The organism is Acinetobacter sp. AG1 (assembly GCF_001005525.1).
GTDB classification, from domain to species: domain Bacteria; phylum Pseudomonadota; class Gammaproteobacteria; order Pseudomonadales; family Moraxellaceae; genus Acinetobacter; species Acinetobacter modestus.
Genome location: NZ_LBMZ01000113.1, coordinates 25,125 through 45,976, shown reverse-complemented (window position 1 = coordinate 45,976; position 20,852 = coordinate 25,125). Strand labels below are relative to the sequence as shown.

At 40.4% G+C, this 20,852-nt stretch carries 21 protein-coding genes; 14 read left to right on the top strand and 7 right to left on the bottom strand.

All coding sequences use genetic code 11. The features are described 5' to 3' along the window. Positions 1-77: 77 nt before the first annotated feature. The 3 genes from AAV96_RS10460 (at position 78) to AAV96_RS10450 (ending at position 2,171) form a co-directional block, all read left to right on the top strand. On the top strand, positions 78-1,025 hold the full coding sequence (locus tag AAV96_RS10460) for a pirin family protein (protein WP_046739268.1): 948 nt from the start codon (positions 78-80) through the stop codon (positions 1,023-1,025). Continuing rightward, a complete protein-coding gene (locus AAV96_RS10455) occupies positions 1,022-1,420 on the top strand; it encodes an OsmC family protein (RefSeq protein WP_005218857.1) in 399 nt (132 codons plus the stop codon). Before AAV96_RS10460 ends, AAV96_RS10455 begins: the two co-directional genes overlap by 4 nt. Positions 1,421-1,517: 97 nt before the next feature. Continuing rightward, positions 1,518-2,171: a glutathione S-transferase family protein gene (locus AAV96_RS10450; protein ID WP_004665228.1), complete on the top strand. Its 654-nt coding sequence runs from the start codon at positions 1,518-1,520 to the stop codon at positions 2,169-2,171. A 57-nt stretch (positions 2,172-2,228) separates the two neighbouring features. Here the strand turns inward: AAV96_RS10450 and AAV96_RS10445 are convergent, their stop codons facing one another. The 7 genes from AAV96_RS10445 to AAV96_RS10415 form a co-directional block, all read right to left on the bottom strand. Next, positions 2,229-2,834 (bottom strand): SPOR domain-containing protein, encoded by a 606-nt coding sequence (locus tag AAV96_RS10445; protein ID WP_046739267.1) that lies wholly within the window; start codon positions 2,832-2,834, stop codon positions 2,229-2,231. A gap of 193 nt (positions 2,835-3,027) precedes the next feature. Further along, on the bottom strand, positions 3,028-4,833 hold the full coding sequence (argS, locus tag AAV96_RS10440; protein WP_046739266.1) for an arginine--tRNA ligase: 1,806 nt from the start codon (positions 4,831-4,833) through the stop codon (positions 3,028-3,030). Between the two features lie 159 nt (positions 4,834-4,992). Next, the gene (locus AAV96_RS10435) at positions 4,993-6,870 is read right to left on the bottom strand and encodes a M48 family metallopeptidase (protein ID WP_046739265.1); all 1,878 of its coding nucleotides are present in this window, start codon (positions 6,868-6,870) and stop codon (positions 4,993-4,995) included. 129 nt (positions 6,871-6,999) lie between these two features. Continuing rightward, positions 7,000-7,920 carry a Dyp-type peroxidase gene (locus tag AAV96_RS10430; RefSeq protein WP_046739264.1) on the bottom strand — a complete coding sequence of 307 codons (921 nt, stop codon included), beginning with the start codon at positions 7,918-7,920 and terminating at the stop codon, positions 7,000-7,002. A gap of 164 nt (positions 7,921-8,084) precedes the next feature. Then, positions 8,085-8,894, bottom strand: a complete 810-nt coding sequence (gene znuB, locus AAV96_RS10425; protein WP_046739263.1) for a zinc ABC transporter permease subunit ZnuB — start codon at positions 8,892-8,894, stop codon at positions 8,085-8,087. A gap of 3 nt (positions 8,895-8,897) precedes the next feature. Further along, entirely contained in the window at positions 8,898-9,686 is a 789-nt protein-coding gene (gene znuC / locus AAV96_RS10420; RefSeq protein WP_046739262.1) for a zinc ABC transporter ATP-binding protein ZnuC, read from the bottom strand. Beyond that, positions 9,659-10,156, bottom strand: coding sequence for a transcriptional repressor (locus AAV96_RS10415; protein ID WP_004665215.1), 498 nt, complete (start codon positions 10,154-10,156; stop codon positions 9,659-9,661). The genes znuC and AAV96_RS10415 overlap by 28 nt, the downstream gene beginning before the upstream one ends. A 216-nt stretch (positions 10,157-10,372) precedes the next feature. On the opposite strand from AAV96_RS10415, the gene AAV96_RS10410 reads away from it, so the two are divergent. The 11 genes from AAV96_RS10410 to AAV96_RS10360 all read left to right on the top strand — a co-directional run bounded on the left by AAV96_RS10410 (position 10,373) and on the right by AAV96_RS10360 (position 20,833). Next, on the top strand, positions 10,373-11,212 hold the full coding sequence (locus AAV96_RS10410; RefSeq protein ID WP_005218847.1) for a metal ABC transporter substrate-binding protein: 840 nt from the start codon (positions 10,373-10,375) through the stop codon (positions 11,210-11,212). A 170-nt stretch (positions 11,213-11,382) separates the two neighbouring features. Continuing rightward, entirely contained in the window at positions 11,383-11,781 is a 399-nt protein-coding gene (locus AAV96_RS10405; RefSeq protein ID WP_004665211.1) for an ATP synthase subunit I, read from the top strand. A gap of 99 nt (positions 11,782-11,880) precedes the next feature. Beyond that, positions 11,881-12,756 carry a F0F1 ATP synthase subunit A gene (gene atpB / locus AAV96_RS10400; RefSeq protein ID WP_004665210.1) on the top strand — a complete coding sequence of 292 codons (876 nt, stop codon included), beginning with the start codon at positions 11,881-11,883 and terminating at the stop codon, positions 12,754-12,756. Positions 12,757-12,838: 82 nt separating this feature from the next. Then, on the top strand, positions 12,839-13,084 hold the full coding sequence (atpE, locus tag AAV96_RS10395) for a F0F1 ATP synthase subunit C (protein WP_000424060.1): 246 nt from the start codon (positions 12,839-12,841) through the stop codon (positions 13,082-13,084). Positions 13,085-13,123: 39 nt separating this feature from the next. Next, entirely contained in the window at positions 13,124-13,594 is a 471-nt protein-coding gene (locus AAV96_RS10390; protein WP_004665208.1) for a F0F1 ATP synthase subunit B, read from the top strand. 12 nt (positions 13,595-13,606) lie between these two features. Further along, positions 13,607-14,143: a F0F1 ATP synthase subunit delta gene (locus tag AAV96_RS10385; protein ID WP_004665206.1), complete on the top strand. Its 537-nt coding sequence runs from the start codon at positions 13,607-13,609 to the stop codon at positions 14,141-14,143. A 42-nt stretch (positions 14,144-14,185) separates the two neighbouring features. Further along, complete coding sequence (gene atpA, locus AAV96_RS10380) at positions 14,186-15,730, top strand: F0F1 ATP synthase subunit alpha (RefSeq protein WP_004665204.1); 1,545 nt, start codon at positions 14,186-14,188, stop codon at positions 15,728-15,730. Between the two features lie 77 nt (positions 15,731-15,807). Continuing rightward, a complete protein-coding gene (gene atpG / locus AAV96_RS10375; protein WP_004665202.1) occupies positions 15,808-16,677 on the top strand; it encodes a F0F1 ATP synthase subunit gamma in 870 nt (289 codons plus the stop codon). A gap of 30 nt (positions 16,678-16,707) precedes the next feature. Then, positions 16,708-18,102 (top strand): F0F1 ATP synthase subunit beta, encoded by a 1,395-nt coding sequence (atpD, locus tag AAV96_RS10370; RefSeq protein ID WP_004665200.1) that lies wholly within the window; start codon positions 16,708-16,710, stop codon positions 18,100-18,102. 17 nt (positions 18,103-18,119) lie between these two features. Next, a complete protein-coding gene (locus AAV96_RS10365; RefSeq protein ID WP_004665198.1) occupies positions 18,120-18,539 on the top strand; it encodes a F0F1 ATP synthase subunit epsilon in 420 nt (139 codons plus the stop codon). Between the two features lie 149 nt (positions 18,540-18,688). Next, positions 18,689-20,833, top strand: coding sequence for a hypothetical protein (locus AAV96_RS10360; RefSeq protein ID WP_046739261.1), 2,145 nt, complete (start codon positions 18,689-18,691; stop codon positions 20,831-20,833). The last annotated feature ends 19 nt before the right edge of the window (positions 20,834-20,852 follow it).

Below are 20,852 nucleotides of genomic sequence, written 5' to 3'. Positions count from 1 at the left end.
TATATTGAATACTGTTGATATTGTTAAGATCAATAAAACAACTCATTGCAACAGCATAGGTAAAAGAGAGTAATATCATGAGTAATAATAACGATTACGATATTTCTGATTCAAAAGATTGTGAAACTTATATCAATCAATTTATCCAAGAATTCACCATTCGCTCAGCTGAGATTGGCAAGGGGACAATCATTAAACGTGCCTTACCTAGCCGCCAAAAACGTTTGGTGGGGGCATGGTGTTTTCTGGATCATGCAGGGCCAGTGAGTTTTCCTGCTGGAGATGGTTTGGATGTAGGGCCACATCCACATATTGGTTTGCAGACTTTTACATGGATGATTGAAGGCACCATGATGCACACCGATAGCCTTGGTTCAAAACAACTGATTCGTCCAAAGCAAGTGAACTTGATGACTGCAGGGCGAGGAATTTCACATACCGAAGTTGCGCCAGATAGTGAAACGAAAATGCATGCGGCGCAGCTCTGGATTGCTTTGCCAGATGATAAGCTCAACATAGATCCTAAATTTGAGCACTATCCAGAATTGCCTGTGGTGAGTAAGGATCAGGTTGAGTTTACCGTGTTGGTCGGTGATTTCTTGGAAACAACCTCACCAGTTCAAGTACATACGCCTTTGGTCGGTGTAGACCTCACTGCGCAAGCCAATACGAAAACCCGTATTCCGCTGAATCCAAAATTTGAATATGCTTTTATGGCATTAGAGGGTGTTGCTCGTGTTAATGGACATGAGTTAAATGCTGATAATATGGTGATCTTGGAAACAGGCTTGACTGAAATCGAAGTTGAGCTGACAGAAGGTCATCGTGTGTTACTCATCGGTGGCGAACCGTTTGAATCACCAATTTTGCTGTGGTGGAATTTTGTTGGGCGTACGATGCAAGATTTGCAACAAGCACGAGAAGACTGGATCAATCATGATGCCCGTTTTGGTGAAATTCCTGATTATCAAGGTAAGCGTCTCGAAGCACCCGTACTGCCTGAGCAAATGAGGGCATCGAAATGAGTATTATCGCAAGTGCAAAAGTTCTAACTTTACCTGAACCATGGAAAGGGGAAGTAACGAGTGGAACACACCAATTTCTAACAGATAAACCCGAATCTTTTGGTGGACATGATACGGGACCTGCACCTTATGATTTTCTTACTGCAAGTTTGGCATCATGTACGATGATCACCTTGCGTATGTATGCACAGCATAAAGAAATTGATTTGGGTGAATTTACGGTTGAGGTGGACTTTCACACCAATCGTGAACAACAGGAACGAATCGAACGTCGAGTAATATTTAAACAACCTATTTCACAAGACTTACAAGAAAAACTTCTCAATGTATGTAGCAAAACACCAGTTACTAAAACTTTGTTACGCAGTTTAGACATAGAGACCGTGATTCTTTAAGACTAAAGTGCTATTGTGCTTGGGCAAAACATAATTCTAAGTGCAACTGTCAGAGGGATTCATATCGCAGTTGCACAGCAAAAAAGCAGGCACAAAAATGATTACCTTACATTACCTACAATGTTCACGTTCGTTCCGTATATTGTGGGCATTAGAAGAACTTGGTATGGATTATCAAGTTGAGTATTATCAAAGATTGTCCAGTTATGCAGCCCCTGAGAGTCTTAAACAAATTCATCCTTTAGGAAAAGCACCAATTTTGGTTGATGATGAAGAGGTTATTGTAGAATCTGCTGTTATTTTGGATTATTTGCAACAGCAGTATGATGGGCAGCAAAAATTTAAACCACAACAAGCAAAAGACCAGCGGCAATATTCGTATTGGATGCACTATGCTGAGGGTTCTTTAATGCCTTTATTAGTCATGACTTTGGTGATGAATAATGTAAGCAAGCATGTTCCTTGGGTAATTCGACCTATCGCTGAAAAAGTAACGGATGGTGTAAAAGCTGGATTTGTTCGTCCTCGCATCAAAGAACACATGCTATATCTTGAACAATATTTAGGTGAGCATGATTATTTTGCTGGAGATTTTTCTTTTGCAGATATTCAGATGGCTTTTCCATTGATTGCAATTCAGAAGCGTTTACATGGAAAATATCCCAATATTCAGGCTTTTGTACAACGTGTGCAACAACGTTCAGCATTTCAACGCGCTGAGCAAAAAAGTTTACATTCTCAGTGTGCGTAGCATTCAAGGAAATAAAAAAGGGGAACCAATCGTTCCCCTTTTTTTATTAGATATGGTTTAGCGCTTAATGACGATTGAATCAATACCACTATGTTGTAGTGTTTGCTGAGCAGCAAGAGCAGCATCTTGACTATCATAAGGACCAGAAAACACACGATACCATGTTTGACCATTTTCAGCAGTTTTCACGACATCAGCAGATAAGCCATTCAAAATAATTTCTGCACGACGTGCATCAGCACTGTCAGGGTCAGGATAGCTACGCACTTGTAAAATATAGCTTGCTTGAGCTGGCGCTGCTGGCTCAGTCGAAGTAATCGCTGTTGGATCTTCTGTCGTGGTTTCAGGTTTTGGTGATTCAATAATCACGACATTACCTTGTTGTTTGGTTTCAGGTACAGCTTGTTCAGGAATAGGAGTAACTTGTTGTTGTGGCAACAAATCGTAGAAACGATAATCTTTGTTGGTATCTTCTTCTTGATAATGATCGGATGTTACCTGATTTTTTGCTGGAACAGGTTGCCATGGTTGCCATAGCATGAGCATGACACCAACACATAGAATCGCAAGAATCGCGACAAGCATTCCCAACCACTTTGGAATAAGTGGTTTTTTCGGCTTGTTTGGTCGTTCAGATACACCACGTTGCGTTTTTCCAAACACCTGAAATTCCTCTTGATCCTATTAGATTATTTGTAACTTGAATCTGGTTAAAAACAAAGCATTATGTTTGAAAATAATGCTTTGTTTAAGATATTGCCGACCAATGATAGGCTAAGTTTAAAAGTAGATCTGTATAACGTTGTTAACAACAATATTTCAGATTCAAACTTTTTATTGCAACTGTGTGTATTGATTACATCGCTTCAGGAGCAGATACACCAAGTAACTCTAAGCCATTACGTAAAACTTGCTGTACGTTAATTGAAAGTAATAAACGTGACTGTGACAATAAGATATTTGTTTCATCTAGAATTTTTACATTATCCAAGTTATACCAACCATGGAACAACGCAGCTAATTCTTTTAGATAGTTACCGATTTGATGCGGTTCATACGCATTGGCTGCACGTACTAAAATATCTGGATAAGCTGCGAGCTTAGCTAATATTTCAAACTCTGCCTCTAAAGTCAGCAATTTTGCATCGTAATTTTGTAGAGTAGTGCGATCAAATGGAATATTCTTTTCAGGTGCACGAATATCTACCATACGGTTTACACGCGCATGCGCATATTGGATGTAATACACAGCATTGTCTTTGCTTTGTGAAACGGCGAGGTCTAAGTCAAAATCAATGTGTTGTTCAGATTTACGCATCACGTAGTAGAAACGCGCCGCATCGTTGCCGACTTCTTTACGTAGATCACGTAAAGTCACGAATTGACCTGAACGAGATGACATTTGTACCATCTCACCACCACGCCATAAACTCACGAACTGAACTAAAAGAACAGTCAGTTTTTTAGAGTCGTAACCCATTGCATCAATTGCAGCTTTTACACGTGAAATATAACCGTGGTGATCTGAACCCCAAATATCAATCAGGTCAGTATAACCACGTTGTAGTTTATTCAAATGGTAAGCAATGTCAGACGCAAAATAAGTGGTTTGACCATTACGACGTTTGACCACACGGTCTTTCTCATCGCCAAATTCAGTTGATTTAAACCAAATATTGCCGTCTTTTTCATAGAGAAAGCCACGTTGATCAAGCGTCGCAAGTGCTTCATCAATTTTTTCGGTTAGCGAAGCTTCGCTAAACCATTCATCAAAAGTCACCCCAAAGTCAGCAAGGTCATCTTTGATATCATCCAAAATGGCATGTAAAGCCGCTTGGTGAAATACGCGATAACCCGCACCTAACTGTTGTTGTGAATTGGCGATTAAGCCATCAATGTGTTTTTCTTTATCACCAGACAAAATAACTTTATTGCCTTCGGCATCAAGTTCTTCAGCATATTGAACATCTTCAGGCACATTATTGTAAATGTCAGCAACTGGACGAACGTATGCATCGCCATCTTTATCAATAATGCTTTGTGCGATTTCTTTAACATAGTCGCCTTGATAGGCATTTTTAGGGAAAACAAGCGTTTGCCCAGTCAATTCTAAATAACGTAAATAAGTTGATGTTGCCAAAATATCCATTTGGCGACCTGCATCATTGACATAGTATTCACGGTCAACTTGTGCACCTGTTGCTTCTAAAAGATTCGCAACAGTCATGCCGTAAGCTGCACCACGACCATGTCCCACATGCAGACTAGATGTTGGGTTTGCAGAAACAAATTCGACTTGGATTTTTTTAGCTGCATTGGCTTGGCTGCGTCCATATTGGTCTTTTTGTGCTTGAATTTGATCAAGTACAGCGAAGCGTTGGTCTGCATTTAAAAAGAAGTTAATAAAACCAGGGCCTGCGATTTCTGCTTTTGTAATATCAGCGACTTCAGGCAGTGCTGCTAAGATTTTTTCAGCTAGATCACGTGGTTTCATACCAGCAGCTTTAGAGCCGATCATGGCAATATTGGATGCGAAGTCACCGTGACTTCGGTCTTTGGTACGGGTTAAATGGCTCGTGTTTGTCCAATCTGAAGGAAGTACCCCTTGTTGTTGAAGGGATTGCACCGCATGATCAAGAGCTGCTTGTATTGCCGTATTCATAGTTACCGAAATAAATGTCGCGGAAAAACGTCAAATATAGCAAATTTTAGCGGCTTAAGGGGAGAGTCATTGCAGCTGAATTAACATATTCCTATAAATCTTTCGAGTTTATTGATTAGAGATGCTGTGCTTACAACACCTCTTCTCTTGTGTCATCAATTAAAGAATACGAGAACCTTTAATCCATCGCATTTTGCGACCAAATTTATAATTATCACCTTCAATACTTAAAATTAAGACGGCTTGATTTAATGGCATATTATTTTGAATTTGTTGTAAAACATCCTCAATTCGCTTTTTATTGGTGAATTGGTACCAACGAGTCGTTGAAAATGCCAAGACATAACAAGGTAAATATGTCAAATAATCAACTTTCTTTTTGACGAAATATGCTTTCTTTAAATCCTTAATTTTACTCAAAACATCTGTGAGCTGTTGTAACTCGATTGAACTTAAATCATGTGGGGTGAACTTATTGTTTAAGTGAAGTTGATTTCGCTCTTGTTGTGCAAGACTCTCTAATTCAAGACGTTCTACAAGTAAGTGGTGATAATGTTGTGCTTGATCTGGTTGTCCTTGTTGCCAATAAAAATCACGTAGTCTTTCATAGCAAGTTGTCATCATGAATTCATTGAGTTCTGTGGCACGAATCATGTAGACACAACCTTGATCATCATTTTTTTCTAATAATGCTCTGCCATATTCCAAACAAATTTCAGCATGTTCTGGTGCTTTTTCATGAAGTGCTGCCAATTGTTGACATGCTTGCTCTGTTTGTTTGGCAATAAATAGCGTGAGTTGAGCACGTTCAAATGCTTCATCAATATTCAAATCATCGGTCTGTTGTTTTTGATCAAGTTCGATAAGGCGCTGTTTGCCACCTTGAATGAACTGGTATCTTTCTTGCCATGAAGACGAAATATTATTTTGCCATATTTGGTCAAAAGTGGCGGTTACTTTTTCGAGTTGCTTGCCAAGTAGGCGATCTGCACGTTGTTCAGCAGAAGGATATCTAAACTCAGGAACTACCCCGATTGCTTTTAAACGATCTTGTAATGATGGATGCGTATCAAGATGCGTTGTCATTTGTTGCATCGACACTGATAACCAAGCTGCGGTATTTTCTTTCTCTAATTCATGTGTCAGGGCATGGGTGAGATTAAAGAAAGGTGTCATCACTGGTTGTGGCATATCATCCGCATGTTTATAAATTTCAGTCCAATATTTTTCATCAAGATATTGGCTAATAATACTCACAGTGGTTAATGCCTCGGCTGTAGATTGCGAAGAGGTTAGTTGAACCGCGATGGCATCTGCTTCATATTCATTTGCCTGTGCAAGAGGGAAAGAATAAGCCGTAAAGTACGGGACAAAGCGATTGAGAAAAGGTCTAAATAAGAAGTCTCCGCGACTTTGGTTCTGTTCTAATACCTCAACTAACTGCGTCCAACGAATACGTTGACGATAAATCCAGTTTGAAAATTTTGCATGATTTTTAGCGAGATGACCAAATTCATGAGCTAGAACCGCAGTAAATTGCGCTACGGTTAAGGACTTAAGTAATGGCAACCCTAACAATAAATAATTTTGAGAAGAGCCTAAACCCAGAAAACGAGGGATTTGAACAACGCCAGCATTTAAGTCTTCTACGATAAGTACTTTATGAAAATCAGGTGCATTGAGCTGTTGTTGTAATTCATGAATAATCTCAAATAATTCAGGAGCATCTGTAGCAGTAATTGCATAACCCTGAGGTGGCATTTGCTTAACCCACAAAGATCGTAAAATGACCCAAATAAAAAAACCAACGATTAGAATGAGTTTAATTGCAAAAGCTTTTAAAAATAGAATCGACATCAGTAATAAGGGAATGAGGGCTAATAAGAATAAAATCATGATTCCTATATATAAATTTCCTAAAATAGCCAGCATAAATACTTTTAATTGATAGGCTTTAGGATTTTTTTTGATTTTCTCTTGTAGCTGGAGAATGAGCTTTTCAAATCTTTCATTTTCTGAATATTGCGTATTGTTCATATTTTTTCTTTAAACTGATTATGATTTAAATAATTCTCTTTGCAGCATATTAGATCGAGTTGGATGCTATTTATGCTGCAAAGTTTTTTTATTATATTGAAGAAATTTTATTCATTTCAATTCTAAATTTTATAATTCAATAACTTCTTCGAGTAATTCATCACTTGGTGCGAAATAATATGCCCCATCAATCGCAGTAGTGAAATGCAATAAACGGTCATGAATACCATCACCTGTGGTACCAAACATTCGTTTTAACATGGCATCAATAATGCTCAAATTGTTGGTATAGGCAACAAAAAATAGACCTTGTTCACCTTTACCATCACCATAAGGCAAACTGTGACGCAAGATTTCCATTTCTTCGCCATCCTCATCTTCTACTACAGTACGTGCGACATGCGAATTTTGGGGTTTGATGTCATCATCAAGTTCAATAGATTCAAGTTTGGTACGTCCAAAAACATGTTCTTGAGCATCGACTTTGAGCTGTTGCCATTTTGCTAAATCATGAATATAGCGCTGTGCAAAAATAAAGCTGCCATCTGCAAAAGCGCCTGCTGTTTCTGCAAGGAGGGCAGCTTCAGCACGGTCATCTGGAAATTGAGGATTTTCTGTACCATCAATAAAGCCTGTCATATCGCGCCCATCAAAGAAACGGAAGCAAGCACGCTCATCTAAAACATCAACTTTGCTTTGAATACCATTGAAGAAAGCTTGACTGATCGCAAAGCAGATATCAGCACGAGCACTCGCAATGTGTATAAACACATCTGCGGGTACCACAGGCATGTCAAATGCTCCCTGTTGAGGGTCAAGCTGTCTAAAGTCTTTAGGTGTCTGAGAATAAAGCTTTGACCAAAGCTCAGGACCAAAGGCAATCGCTGTTTTAATTTGATCGTTAGGGTGTTGGGTAATAAGACGATCACGGGTTGAGAGCAGAGCTTCAATCTGCTGTTTGAGTTCAGAGATGCTTAAATCTTTTAAACGCAAAACAATAAAACGGGCATGATCAGAAGGTAATGGAAGAATGACGGATTGAGCAGTCATGAAGCTCTCCTTAGTTCGTTATTTTTAAATGATACAAAAATATGATTTTGCCCGATATGAGCAGTGCTTAATAGCTTATTTTTTGACGATTTTTGCGATATTGGTAATCGTTAAAATAATAGTCGACATAGCATCCAAGTATTGGATGCTAAGATTGGAAACATTTAATTGGTTTTAAAATTCGGTAAGAATTTTTGTACTGCAAAAATAACTGCGAAGCAAAGCGCCATACATAAAACGATACTGAGACCTGTGGCAATATTTAACGCCGCACTAGACCATAAGCCAACGGTTACACCCAATTGAGCCAGTAAAAATGCCCAAATCACCATTTGTTTCGGTGAGTGTGCAAGCAAGCGTGCGCTTAGTGCAGGAATCACCAGTAATGCACCCATAAGGAGTGAGCCGACAGCACGGAGCGCAAGTACCGTAAATAGCGCCAATAACAGCATGAAAATCAAGCGTTGCCAATTGGCTCTCACCCCTTCACTCATTGCAATATCGGGATCAATTGCAATTTGAATTTGTGCAGACCATGAGCGATACAAAACGATAAGTGAACCCACAATCACGACCGCAAACATGGGTAAATCAGACCATTCAATACTAAGAAGATCGCCAAATAAGTAGCTTAATAATTCGGGACGTAAACTCGGAATATGCTGAATTAATAATAAACCAGAACACAGTAATGTCGCTGAACTTAATGCGAGTAGGGCATCATTAGGGAGGCGAGAGTCATGCAGCACCCATAAAATACCAACCAGTATAGCAGCTAGAAAGGCGACTCCTAACCAAAAGGGTAGATGTAGTAAGGCTGCAATAGCGACGCCTAATAGTGTACCATGTGCCATGGTGTCAGCAAAAAAAGACATTCTACGCCAAAGCATTAGACAGCCGAGAGGTGCTGTCAGAAATACCAACAGCGACCCCATAATCCAAGCAGGTAATAGTAGTTGTAACCATTCCATCATTGCTTAGACCTTTGGTTCAGGGTGAATGTGTGGGCGTGGATCATGAGAACAGGGTTCCACATGATCGCTATGTCCACAATGATTGTGATGATGCTGATAGAACATTCGTTGCGTACCAAAAATCGCTTGGTATTCGGGATGCTGCTGAATACTTTCAGGTAAACCACTACAACAAATGTGTTTATTCAGACAAACGACGCGATGAGTGCCTTGCATTACCCATTGTAAATCATGTGAAACCATCAATACCGCACAACCGTAGCGTTCAGGTAGGCTTCTAACATAGTCGTAAAGCTCAGCTTCGGATTGAATATCCAAACCTTGCATGGGTTCATCAAGCACTAAGATGTCGGGTTGGCGCAGTAGTGCACGTGCCAATAAAACCCGTTGTCGTTCGCCACCTGAGAGTTGTTGTACTTTAGAGGCTTGTAATTTTTGAATGCCCGTATCTCGGATAATTTCTTCGCGTAAATCAGCGGCACAAATTTCTAAATCCAGTAAATCTTGAACCCGTAATGGAAGACTGGCAGACGGATTAAATTTCTGTGGAACGTAAGCGAGTTTTAACTTCTTGGAAAAGTGCACCTTGCCTTTATTGGGTGACATGATGCCGAGCAGCACTTTAATTAAAGTTGATTTACCTGCACCATTTGGACCAATTAGCGTCACAATTTCTTTTGCCTGTAATGCAAAATCAATATTTCTTAAAATATCTCGTTCGTCACGTCGAACAGAAATATTCTCCAACTGAATCAGTGGAGTGCTCATTGGCGTGTGTTGCACTGATGACATTTTCCAGAAATTTCAATAATGCTGTGTTGAGCAGCAAATTGGTCAGAAGCAGCAAGTTGATCGAGCTGTTGAATTAATCCTTGTGCTGAAGCCTCTTTCACTGAATGACATTCAGTGCAAATCAGAAAAGCAGCTTGGTGTCCTTCACGTGGGTGGCAACAAGGAATATAGGCATTAATCGAGGTCAGTCGATGAATTAAACCTTTTTCTAATAAGAAGTCTAAAGTTCGATAAACTGTAGGTGGGGCAGCAGGGCGGTCTGCTTGACCTTTTATTTTAGCCAATAAGTCGTAAGCGCCCATTGGAGCAGAAGCATTTAGAATGAGTTCAAGCACTTCTTTACGTAAAGGTGTTAAGCGAGCGCCAACTGCAGTACACAAAATTTCTGCTTCAGCAATGCGAGCCTTAATATCGTGATGACCGTGAACACCATGTAAAGCATTGTCATGTTCATGTGAACAAGAACTCATAGGTAGACCTCATTGTTTTTGTAGAATCTATTGCTTTTCATTCGCTCATCGCCTTTATGATATTGCAATAGACTCATTATCATAACATGCAATTCAATATAACCATCTATATAAGTTGAACCTCAGTAGGCGAGCGCGACAAATCTAAAAAAGGCATAGGTGTTTTTTAACTTTTGTTATATTATAACACGCTTCGCTGAGTTGAGTAATGTTGTGATGTCCCGCCTAATTGTATTTGTTTTCTTTTCAATGTTAAGTACATGGGGATGGACTCAAAGTTTAGTTGTTTCAACACATCCAATTTATTTAATTGCTAAAGAGGTTACAGCAGGTGTAGAAGAGCCTGTTCTGTTACTTGGCGATCAAACAGGACATGATGTACAACTCACACCTGCTCATCGTAAGGCGATTCAAGATGCTTCGCTGGTATTGTGGCTAGGTAAAGTACATGAAGCACCTTTAGATAAGTTGCTTAATCAAAACCCCAAAGCAATTGCACTTTTAGATTCGGGTATTTTAACGATTTTGCCGCAGCGTAGTTTGCGTGGTGCTGCATTGGCAAACACTGTAGATAGCCATGTCTGGTTAGAGCCAAACAATGCAGTGCGAATCGCTTTTTTTATTGCAACTTTACGTTCACAACAATATCCAGAAAATAAAGCTAAATACATGGCCAATGCAAAAGGGTTTTCGCAACAAATGCTGCAGGTTTCACAGCAATATGAAAGTTCCAATAAAGCAAAACCTTATTGGTCTTATCATGATGCCTATCAATATTTAGAAAGAGCACTCAATTTGAAATTTGCTGGAGCATTGACTGATGATCCTCATATTGCACCCACAGTAGCTCAAATTAAATTCTTAAAAGATAGTCGCCCTAAAACACAAATGTGCCTGTTGGCTGAAACATCAGCAAGTAGTGGTCAATATCAAAAGCTAAATCCAGTCGTGTTCCAACCAGTTGATGAAAGTATGCGTGGTGAAGATAATTTTGTTGCTGCATGGAAAAAATTGGCTTCAAAAACCGATAAATGCGTATTAAGTACTCAAAAATGATGAAAAAAATAAAAATGAGTTGACTCTATCGTCAGAAAATATGCTAACGAAAAAAACAGACTTAAGTCGAGAAAAGATTGCATGTTCAGGGGTGTAACTCTATAATGCCTGCGATTCGAAACGATCATCAATAAAACTTGTCAAGCAGTTATGTTGTGAGTGGATAAAAAATGAGCCAAACTAGTCGCTTGATTGACCGACGATTAGCAAAAGCTTTGGTCTTCTTACAAGCGTGTATGATTCCTGTTGCAGCTTTGCTTGCATGGATGATGAAAGACACCACTGCTGCTCTAAGTGCTGCGCTTGGGGCTTTGGTATGTTGGTTGGCACATTGTTATTTTGCTTGGCAGTCGTTTAGAACGGCAGGCGCAAGAGCATCAAAACAAGTCATGCTGAACATGTATCGAGGGATGCTCGGTAAGTTTGCAATCGTGATCGTGGGTTTTATTTTAATTTTGAGCAATGTTAAACCGCTGTCACCGGTTGCGTTGTTTTGTGGATTTATCCTCGTTCAAACGATGTCGTGGGTCGCGCCATTTTGGGTGTCACGTCTACAAAAACGAGTTTAAAACACATTTAAGATTTTTTGGAAGTGTGAGTGAGATTATTGCAGTTCGCAGAATTCGCTTCGCTTCTTTTTAATGATTGACATTGACCAGGTGTGATTTATGGCTGCTGAAGAACATGCCCTTACTTCGACCGAGTATATCAAGCATCACTTGACCAATATGACCTATGGCAAAATGCCTGATGGTACATGGAAGTTGGCTGAGACTGCTGAAGAAGCTCATTCGATGGGGTTCACTGCAATTCACTTGGATTCAATGGGTTGGTCTATCGGACTTGGTGTTATTTTCTGTTTGTTATTTTGGACAGTTGCGAAAGCTGCAAATGCTGGCGTTCCAACTAAATTCCAATCTGCAATCGAAATGATTATCGAGTTTGTGGACTCAAGTGTTCGTGATACTTTCCACGGCAAATCGCGTTTAATTGCTCCTTTATCATTGACCATCTTCGTGTGGATTTTCCTCATGAACGCAATGGACTTGATTCCTGTTGACTGGATTCCTTTCCTAGCTCAAAAGATTGGCGCAAGCGTGTTTGGTATGGACCCTCACCACGTTTATTTCAAGGTTGTTCCATCTACAGATCCTAACATTACCCTTGGTATGTCATTGTCTGTATTTGCACTGATCTTGTTCTATAGTATTCGTGAAAAAGGGATCGGCGGTTTCGTCGGTGAATTGGCACTTAACCCATTTAACCCAAGTAACCCAGTTGCAAAAGCGTTATTGATTCCAGTGAACTTGATTTTGGAATTAGTAACTTTTCTTGCTCGACCAGTTTCGTTGGCTCTACGACTGTTCGGTAACATGTATGCGGGTGAGTTAATCTTCATCTTAATCGCGTTATTACCGTTCTGGATTCAATGGGCGTTATCTGTGCCTTGGGCTATTTTCCACATTCTTGTAATCACGTTGCAAGCATTCATCTTTATGATGCTGACCATCGTTTACTTGAGCATGGCAAGCGAAAAGCATTAATGGTATTGCCTAATTATCAATCGATGGTTAGGCTTAAATTTTAGTTTAATTTGGTAATAACCTAACCTCTGAGGAATTTTTCATGGAACTCACTTTAGGTCTAGTTGCAATTGCATCTGCTATCTTGATCGCTTTTGGTGCTTTAGGTACTGCGATTGGCTTCGGTCTTTTAGGTGGCCGCTTCTTAGAAGCTGTTGCTCGTCAACCAGAATTGGCTCCACAACTTCAAACTCGTATGTTCTTAATTGCGGGTCTTCTTGATGCTGTGCCTATGATCGGTGTTGGTATTGGCTTGTTCTTCATCTTCGCTAATCCATTTGTAGGTTAATAGCTTAATTCCTAAATCCACATATTGAGGAATAGCGAAATGAATATCAACCTCACATTGATTGGTCAAGCGATTGCATTTGCGTTCTTTGTCGCATTCTGCATGAAGTTCGTTTGGCCACCACTAATCAATGCGATTAGTGAGCGTCAGCGTAAAATCGCTGATGGCTTAAATGCTGCTGAAAAAGCAAAAGCTGACCTTGCTGATGCGCAAGCACAAGTTAAGGCAGAATTAGACGCAGCAAAAGCACAAGCGGCTCAATTGATCGAACAAGCGAACCGTCGTGCAGCACAATTGGTAGAAGAAGCGCGTACCCAAGCATCTGCTGAAGGTGAGCGTATTCGTCAACAGGCGAAAGAAACTGTTGATCAAGACATCAATGCTGCTCGCGAAGAATTACGTCAACAAGTTGCTGCTTTGGCAGTTGCTGGCGCAGAAAAAATTCTGAACCAACAAGTTGACGCAGAAGCTCATAATGCCATGCTGACTCAGCTGGCTGCTAAACTTTAAGCGAGGCGAAATATGGCTGAACTCTTGACGTTGGCACGCCCATACGCTAAGGCAGCATTTGCTTATGCATCTGAGCAAAATGCAACTGACTCTTGGTCAAATGCATTACAACTGCTCAGTGCTGCGGTGCAAGATGAAGCATTTTCCGCTTATTTAAATCGCCCTGAGTTGACTCCTGCGGAGCAGGTAAGTCTTTTTGCGAAAGTTTTAGGTGAAGATCAATCACAAGCTGTGTCGAACTTTTTGACATTACTTGCAGATAATGATCGTTTAGTTTTATTGCCTGAAATTGCAGCAGAATACGAATTACTTAAATCGCAGAACAACAACACTTTGGAAGTAGAGATTGAATCTGCTTTTCCATTAGATGCGACACAAGAGCATATTTTAGCTCATGCGCTTGAAAAACGTTTTAACAGAACTGTTCATGTGACTGTTAGCGTTAATCCAGCGTTAATCGCAGGTGTTGTGATTCATGCAGGCGACCAAGTGATAGATGACTCTGCGCTTAACAAGCTTGAAAAAATGCGGACTCGTCTTCTTGCGTAATAGCAAAAAGACTGAACTTAAAAAAGATTGAGGAATAGCGCAATGCAACAACTGAATCCATCCGAGATCAGTGCGCTCATTAAACAGCGTATCGGCGATCTGGACACCAGCGCGACCGCGAAGAATGAAGGTACCATCGTCATGGTATCTGACGGTATCGTGCGTATTCACGGTCTTGCGGATGCAATGTACGGTGAAATGATCGAATTCGACGGCGGCTTATTTGGTATGGCACTGAACCTAGAACAGGATTCAGTGGGTGCCGTTGTTTTAGGTAACTACCTAAGCCTGCAAGAAGGTCAAAAAGCTCGTTGTACAGGTCGTGTATTAGAAGTTCCGGTTGGTCCAGAACTTCTAGGCCGTGTCGTAGATGCTTTAGGTAACCCAATTGATGGTAAAGGCCCAATTGATGCAAAATTAACTGATGCTGTTGAAAAAGTAGCACCAGGTGTAATTTGGCGTCAGTCTGTCGACGAACCTGTTCAAACTGGTTATAAATCAGTTGATACCATGATCCCTGTAGGTCGTGGTCAGCGTGAGTTGATTATTGGTGACCGTCAAACTGGTAAAACAGCAATGGCGATCGATGCGATCATCGCTCAGAAAAATTCTGGTATTAAATGTGTATACGTTGCGATTGGTCAAAAACAATCAACAATTGCAAACGTTGTACGTAAGCTAGAAGAAACTGGCGCTATGGCGTATACAACTGTTGTCGCAGCTGCGGCAGCTGATCCTGCAGCAATGCAGTATTTAGCTCCGTACTCTGGTTGTACAATGGGTGAATACTTCCGTGACCGCGGTGAAGATGCGTTAATTATTTATGATGATTTGTCTAAGCAAGCTGTTGCTTACCGTCAAATTTCATTGTTATTACGTCGTCCACCAGGTCGTGAAGCGTATCCAGGTGACGTATTCTATCTTCACTCACGTCTTCTTGAGCGTGCTTCGCGCGTTTCAGCTGACTATGTTGAGAAGTTCACGAACGGTGCAGTAACTGGTCAAACTGGTTCTTTAACTGCGTTACCGATCATTGAAACTCAAGCGGGTGACGTATCTGCATTCGTACCAACGAACGTAATTTCGATTACTGATGGTCAGATCTTCTTAGAAACATCATTATTCAACGCAGGTATTCGTCCTGCTGTGAACGCGGGTATCTCTGTATCGCGTGTTGGTGGTTCTGCTCAAACTAAGATCATCAAAAAATTGTCTGGTGGTATCCGTACTGCTTTAGCACAATACCGTGAATTGGCTGCGTTTGCTCAGTTCGCTTCTGATCTTGATGAAGCAACTCGTAAGCAACTTGAGCATGGTCAACGTGTAACTGAGTTAATGAAGCAGAAACAATATGCTCCTTACTCAATTGCTGACCAAGCTGTTTCTGTTTATGCATCTAACGAAGGCTATATGGCTGACGTAGAAGTGAAGAAAATCGTAGACTTTGATACTGCGTTAATTTCTTACTTCCGTTCTGAATATGCTGCGTTAATGCAACAGATCGATGAAACTGGTGATTATAACAAAGACATCGAAGCAGCAATCAAATCAGGTATTGAGAGCTTCAAAGCGACTCAAACTTACTAAGTTTACCTTTAGTTAAGTTTGGTTCACGGATCAACCTTCGAAAGCTCGAAAGGGCTTTCGAATACTAGGTTAAGCGTATGGCAAATTTAAAAGAAATTCGCGCCAAAGTAGCTAGTATCAAGAGCACGCAAAAGATTACTCGCGCGATGCAAATGGTAGCTGCTTCTAAAATGCGTCGTGCGCAAGAGCGCATGGCTCAGGGCCGTCCGTATGCCGATAATATGCGCCGTGTAATTGCTCACTTAGTTCAAGCAAACCCTGAATACAAACACCGTTATATGGTTGACCGCCCAGTTAAGCGTGTTGGCTATATCGTAGTGTCTTCAGATCGTGGCTTGGCGGGTGGCTTGAACATTAACTTGTTCAAGAAAGTTGTGCAGCATGTCAAAGCACAACAACAGCAGTCAATTGAAGTTGAATTTGCTTTGATTGGTCAAAAAGCGGTTTCGTTTTTTAAGAATTACGGCGGTAAAGTGCTTGGTGCAACGACCCAACTTGGCGATGCGCCGAGTTTGGAACAGTTAACTGGCTCTGTACAAGTTATGCTTGATGCATTTGATAAAGGCGAATTAGATCGTATCTACCTCGTTTCAAATGGTTTCGTCAATGCAATGACTCAACAGCCTAAAGTAGAACAACTTGTTCCTTTAGCACCAGCGCAAGCAGGCGATGATCTCAACCGTACTTATGGTTGGGACTATATCTACGAACCAGAAGCAGAAGAATTGTTAAATGGTTTGTTGGTTCGCTATATCGAGTCTATGGTTTATCAAGGTGTGATTGAAAACGTTGCATGTGAGCAATCTGCTCGTATGGTCGCGATGAAAGCAGCGACGGACAACGCAGGACAATTGATTAAAGACCTACAACTCATTTACAACAAGCTGCGTCAAGCCGCGATTACTCAGGAAATTTCCGAGATCGTTGGCGGTGCCGCTGCCGTTTAACATTATTAAGTTTGAATTGAGGAGACAGCAATGAGTAGCGGTCGTATCATTCAGATCATCGGCGCGGTTATCGACGTCGAGTTTGAGCGCAATAGCGTTCCTAAGATCTATGACGCTCTCCAAGTTGACGGTACTGAAACTACATTAGAAGTTCAGCAACAGCTTGGCGATGGTGTTGTTCGTACCATCGCAATGGGTTCTACAGAAGGTCTTAAACGTGGTCTTAATGTAACCAGTACAAATGCACCGATTTCTGTTCCAGTTGGCCCAGCTACGCTTGGTCGTATTATGGACGTTTTAGGTCGCCCTATTGATGAAGCAGGTCCTGTAGCGACTGAAGCGCGTTTGCCAATTCACCGTCAAGCGCCTTCTTATGCTGAACAAGCAGCTTCTACTGATCTTTTAGAAACTGGTATTAAAGTCATCGACTTACTTTGCCCGTTTGCAAAAGGTGGTAAAGTTGGTTTATTCGGTGGTGCGGGTGTTGGTAAAACCGTTAACATGATGGAGTTGATCAACAACATCGCGAAAGCACACTCAGGTTTATCTGTGTTTGCTGGTGTTGGTGAGCGTACTCGTGAAGGTAACGACTTCTATCACGAAATGAAAGATTCTAACGTTCTTGACAAAGTAGCAATGGTCTACGGTCAAATGAACGAGCCACCAGGTAACCGTTTACGCGTAGCGTTAACTGGTTTGACTATGGCTGAATACTTCCGTGATGAAAAAGACGAAAATGGTAAAGGTCGTGACGTATTATTATTCGTCGACAACATCTACCGTTATACACTTGCGGGTACTGAAGTATCAGCATTGTTAGGTCGTATGCCATCTGCGGTAGGTTACCAACCGACACTTGCAGAAGAAATGGGTGTTCTTCAAGAGCGTATTACGTCTACTAAATCTGGTTCGATCACATCGATCCAAGCTGTATACGTACCTGCGGATGACTTGACTGACCCATCACCTGCAACAACGTTTGCTCACTTAGATGCAACAGTAGTATTGAGTCGTGACATCGCATCTTCTGGTATTTACCCAGCGATCGATCCACTGGACTCAACTTCACGTCAGTTAGACCCATTGGTTGTTGGTACTGAGCATTATGAAATTGCACGTTCTGTACAGAACGTATTGCAACGTTATAAAGAGCTTAAAGACATCATCGCAATCTTGGGTATGGATGAGTTAGCAGAAGAAGATAAATTGGTTGTTTACCGTGCGCGTAAAATCCAACGTTTCTTCTCTCAACCATTCCACGTAGCTGAAGTGTTTACTGGTGCTCCTGGTAAATTAGTACCACTTAAAGAAACGATTCGTGGCTTTAAAGGTCTATTAGCTGGTGAATACGATCACATCCCAGAACAAGCGTTCTATATGGTTGGTGGTATTGACGAAGTGATTGCTAAAGCTGAGAAACTCTAATTTAAGGAGATCATCTCATGGCGACTATGCAATGTGATGTCGTAAGTGTTAAAGAGTCTATTTACTCTGGACAAGTTACGATGTTAATCGCAAAAGGTGCGGGTGGTGAGCTAGGTATTTTACCAGGGCATGCGCCACTTGTAACTTTACTCCAACCGGGACCGATCCGTGTTCAGTTGGAAAATGGTACAGAAGAAATCGTGTATGTATCAGGCGGTGTGTTAGAAGTTCAACCTCATGTTGTTACGGTGCTTGCAGATACTGCAATCCGTGCTGACAACTTAGATGAAGCTGCAATTATGGAAGCTCGTAAACAAGCTGAACAATTGTTAGCAAATCAAAAGAGTGATTTGGACTCGGCTGCTGCTCTTGCTGCGCTTGCAGAAACTGCGGCTCAGCTTGAAACCATCCGTAAAATCAAGAATCGCGCAATGTAATTGCAGATTTAAGATTGAGAAAGCCACCGAAAGGTGGCTTTTTTATTTGCTAAAAACATAATAAGATGAGACTTTAGAGCAGTAGATAAATCTTTGATCTAAATTTTTATTCAATCAATAGCACTTATAAAAATTTGATTAGGAAAAGTATGTTAGCAAGCAATGTCTTAAAGTTGCGTTTAGATCGCATTGAGCAACAAGGGCATCATTTATCAGTTAGAGATCAACTGAAGCTTGTTACATTAGCTCAGCCAGAATTAACAGCAGGCTTTTATTCCCACTTGCTTCAGCTGACTCTGCCTAAAATATGGCATTTTCAGCATCATACAACTGATGAGATAGTATGTTCATTACGCTTGATCGAGCTAATTATTCGTACTTTTATTCCTAAATATAAGCAACATGCTCATCGTTTTGCATGGTTTGAACAGTGCCTAGCATTTCGTTTGCAGTATGCAGATCAATCGTTTAATCAAGAAGATTTGCATGATATAGCGATTCATTTAGAAAAATGCAAAGAAAGCCCTCAGAAACTTAATATTTTAAAACAATTACACGAGCAATATCATCAAATTGACATTCAACTTGTGCTGGCAAAGTCTTATCAAGCTTTAGAAGATTGGTCTTCTGCAATTGAGATCTATCAGAAAGTATTCAAACAACAAGCGGTGCAATTGGAAGAAGTCCGCTATGATTTTATTTATTGTTTATTAAATCGAAATCATTCATCTAGCCAACTGAAAAATAGTGATGCCATTGAAGCATTACAATACTTAGGGGACGTAGATCAGATACAGCAACAAAGTAAACACGAGCACTTTACCCAATGGGCTGTTTCATTGATATTGCCTGAGTCTATGCAATCTGATTCGATGCACGCAACGCCATTTTTTGGTTTGCAGAAGCGTTTAAAACAAGCTGGGAATTCTTTCAATGATTGGTTAATTACCGATGAGTTTATTCTTCCTTATTCTAAAAATATCATTGAAGATGCACCTAAGCTTCTAAGTAATCAAGAAATTATCGTTAATCTTGATCGTCATAAATCTGCCAATACCGCTTTAAAGACAATTTTAACAAATCGGGATTTAAAAATTGTTAGTGGTATCAATACTGCAAATTATACGCTTGGTTTTATTTGGAATTATCTACAGATTAATCCATTGATTCTAGATGCTTTAGTTGCTGCATCAGAGAACGATGTAGATACATTTTATAATTTAAAACAAATTCCAGCTCCTGATTATGATCACGATGCAGCTTTAAAGCATTTGTCTTCCTATTTAGCAAAACAACAAGTGGCTTATAATTTAAGTCAACAAGGCCATACGATTGAATTTGCTGAACATTCACATTTATCTGGTTTCGATTTGATTGTTGATGGAACACCAATGCAGGTGAAGTGTAGTTTAGATGTTGGTGCGATTGAACAATTTGCGCAGCAATATCCACATATCGCCATTATCGTGAATATTGAATTAGCACATTTGCAGGAAAAGTATTCTTCAATTTTTGCAGACTTAGCACTCAGTTTTGAAGCGGTACAACGAACGGCACAAGTAAGCTTGAACTATCCAGTTGGCGTGGATGGTTATTTACCTATTCCACTCATGAACACTGGGTTTGCGGTATATCGTAATTTTAATTCCATACAAGGAAAACAAATCCGTCCTTATTCACAGCCTCAGTCAATGATGAAAAATAGTTTAGCAATTGGTGCTGCAATTGGTGGTGTTGTAACGGGCTCAATTGGCGCTTTTGTAGTGGGAAGTCTGGCGGTATATCGGACTTGGCGAGTACAAAAAATTGAAAGACGTAAACCTTTACAACAAAAACAACAATTATTGATGCAACGAAATCAACTTATGGATTTATTGATTGATTTTGCTGAGTGGTTTAATCAGTATTTATTAAAATATCGCGTTGATATATATGCTTATCAACTGCGACAGATTGAAATGAAATTGATGGGGCGGATTTCTGAAGCAGTGATTTCTACGACGTTGTTTGCTTATAAATTTGAAGCGCATCAACGTGCATACCAATTACATATTTGGATGCAAAAACAATTAGCAGATGAAAATCCCAAGCGCAGAGTACAAGCAGGTTGGGTTGCATTAGCGCAATCCAATCAGTTTATGTCAGTCGAATTAAAACAACGGGTCAGTTTGATAAATGCTGAGCTCGAAAAGTATAAACAGATGACTCAGTATGGCATGCACCGCGAGCAGTTGCCGCAACAGGATCAGAATGATGTAATTCAGAACCGCGCTATCCAAAATATGCTGATATAACTCAACCTTCATTTAAAAA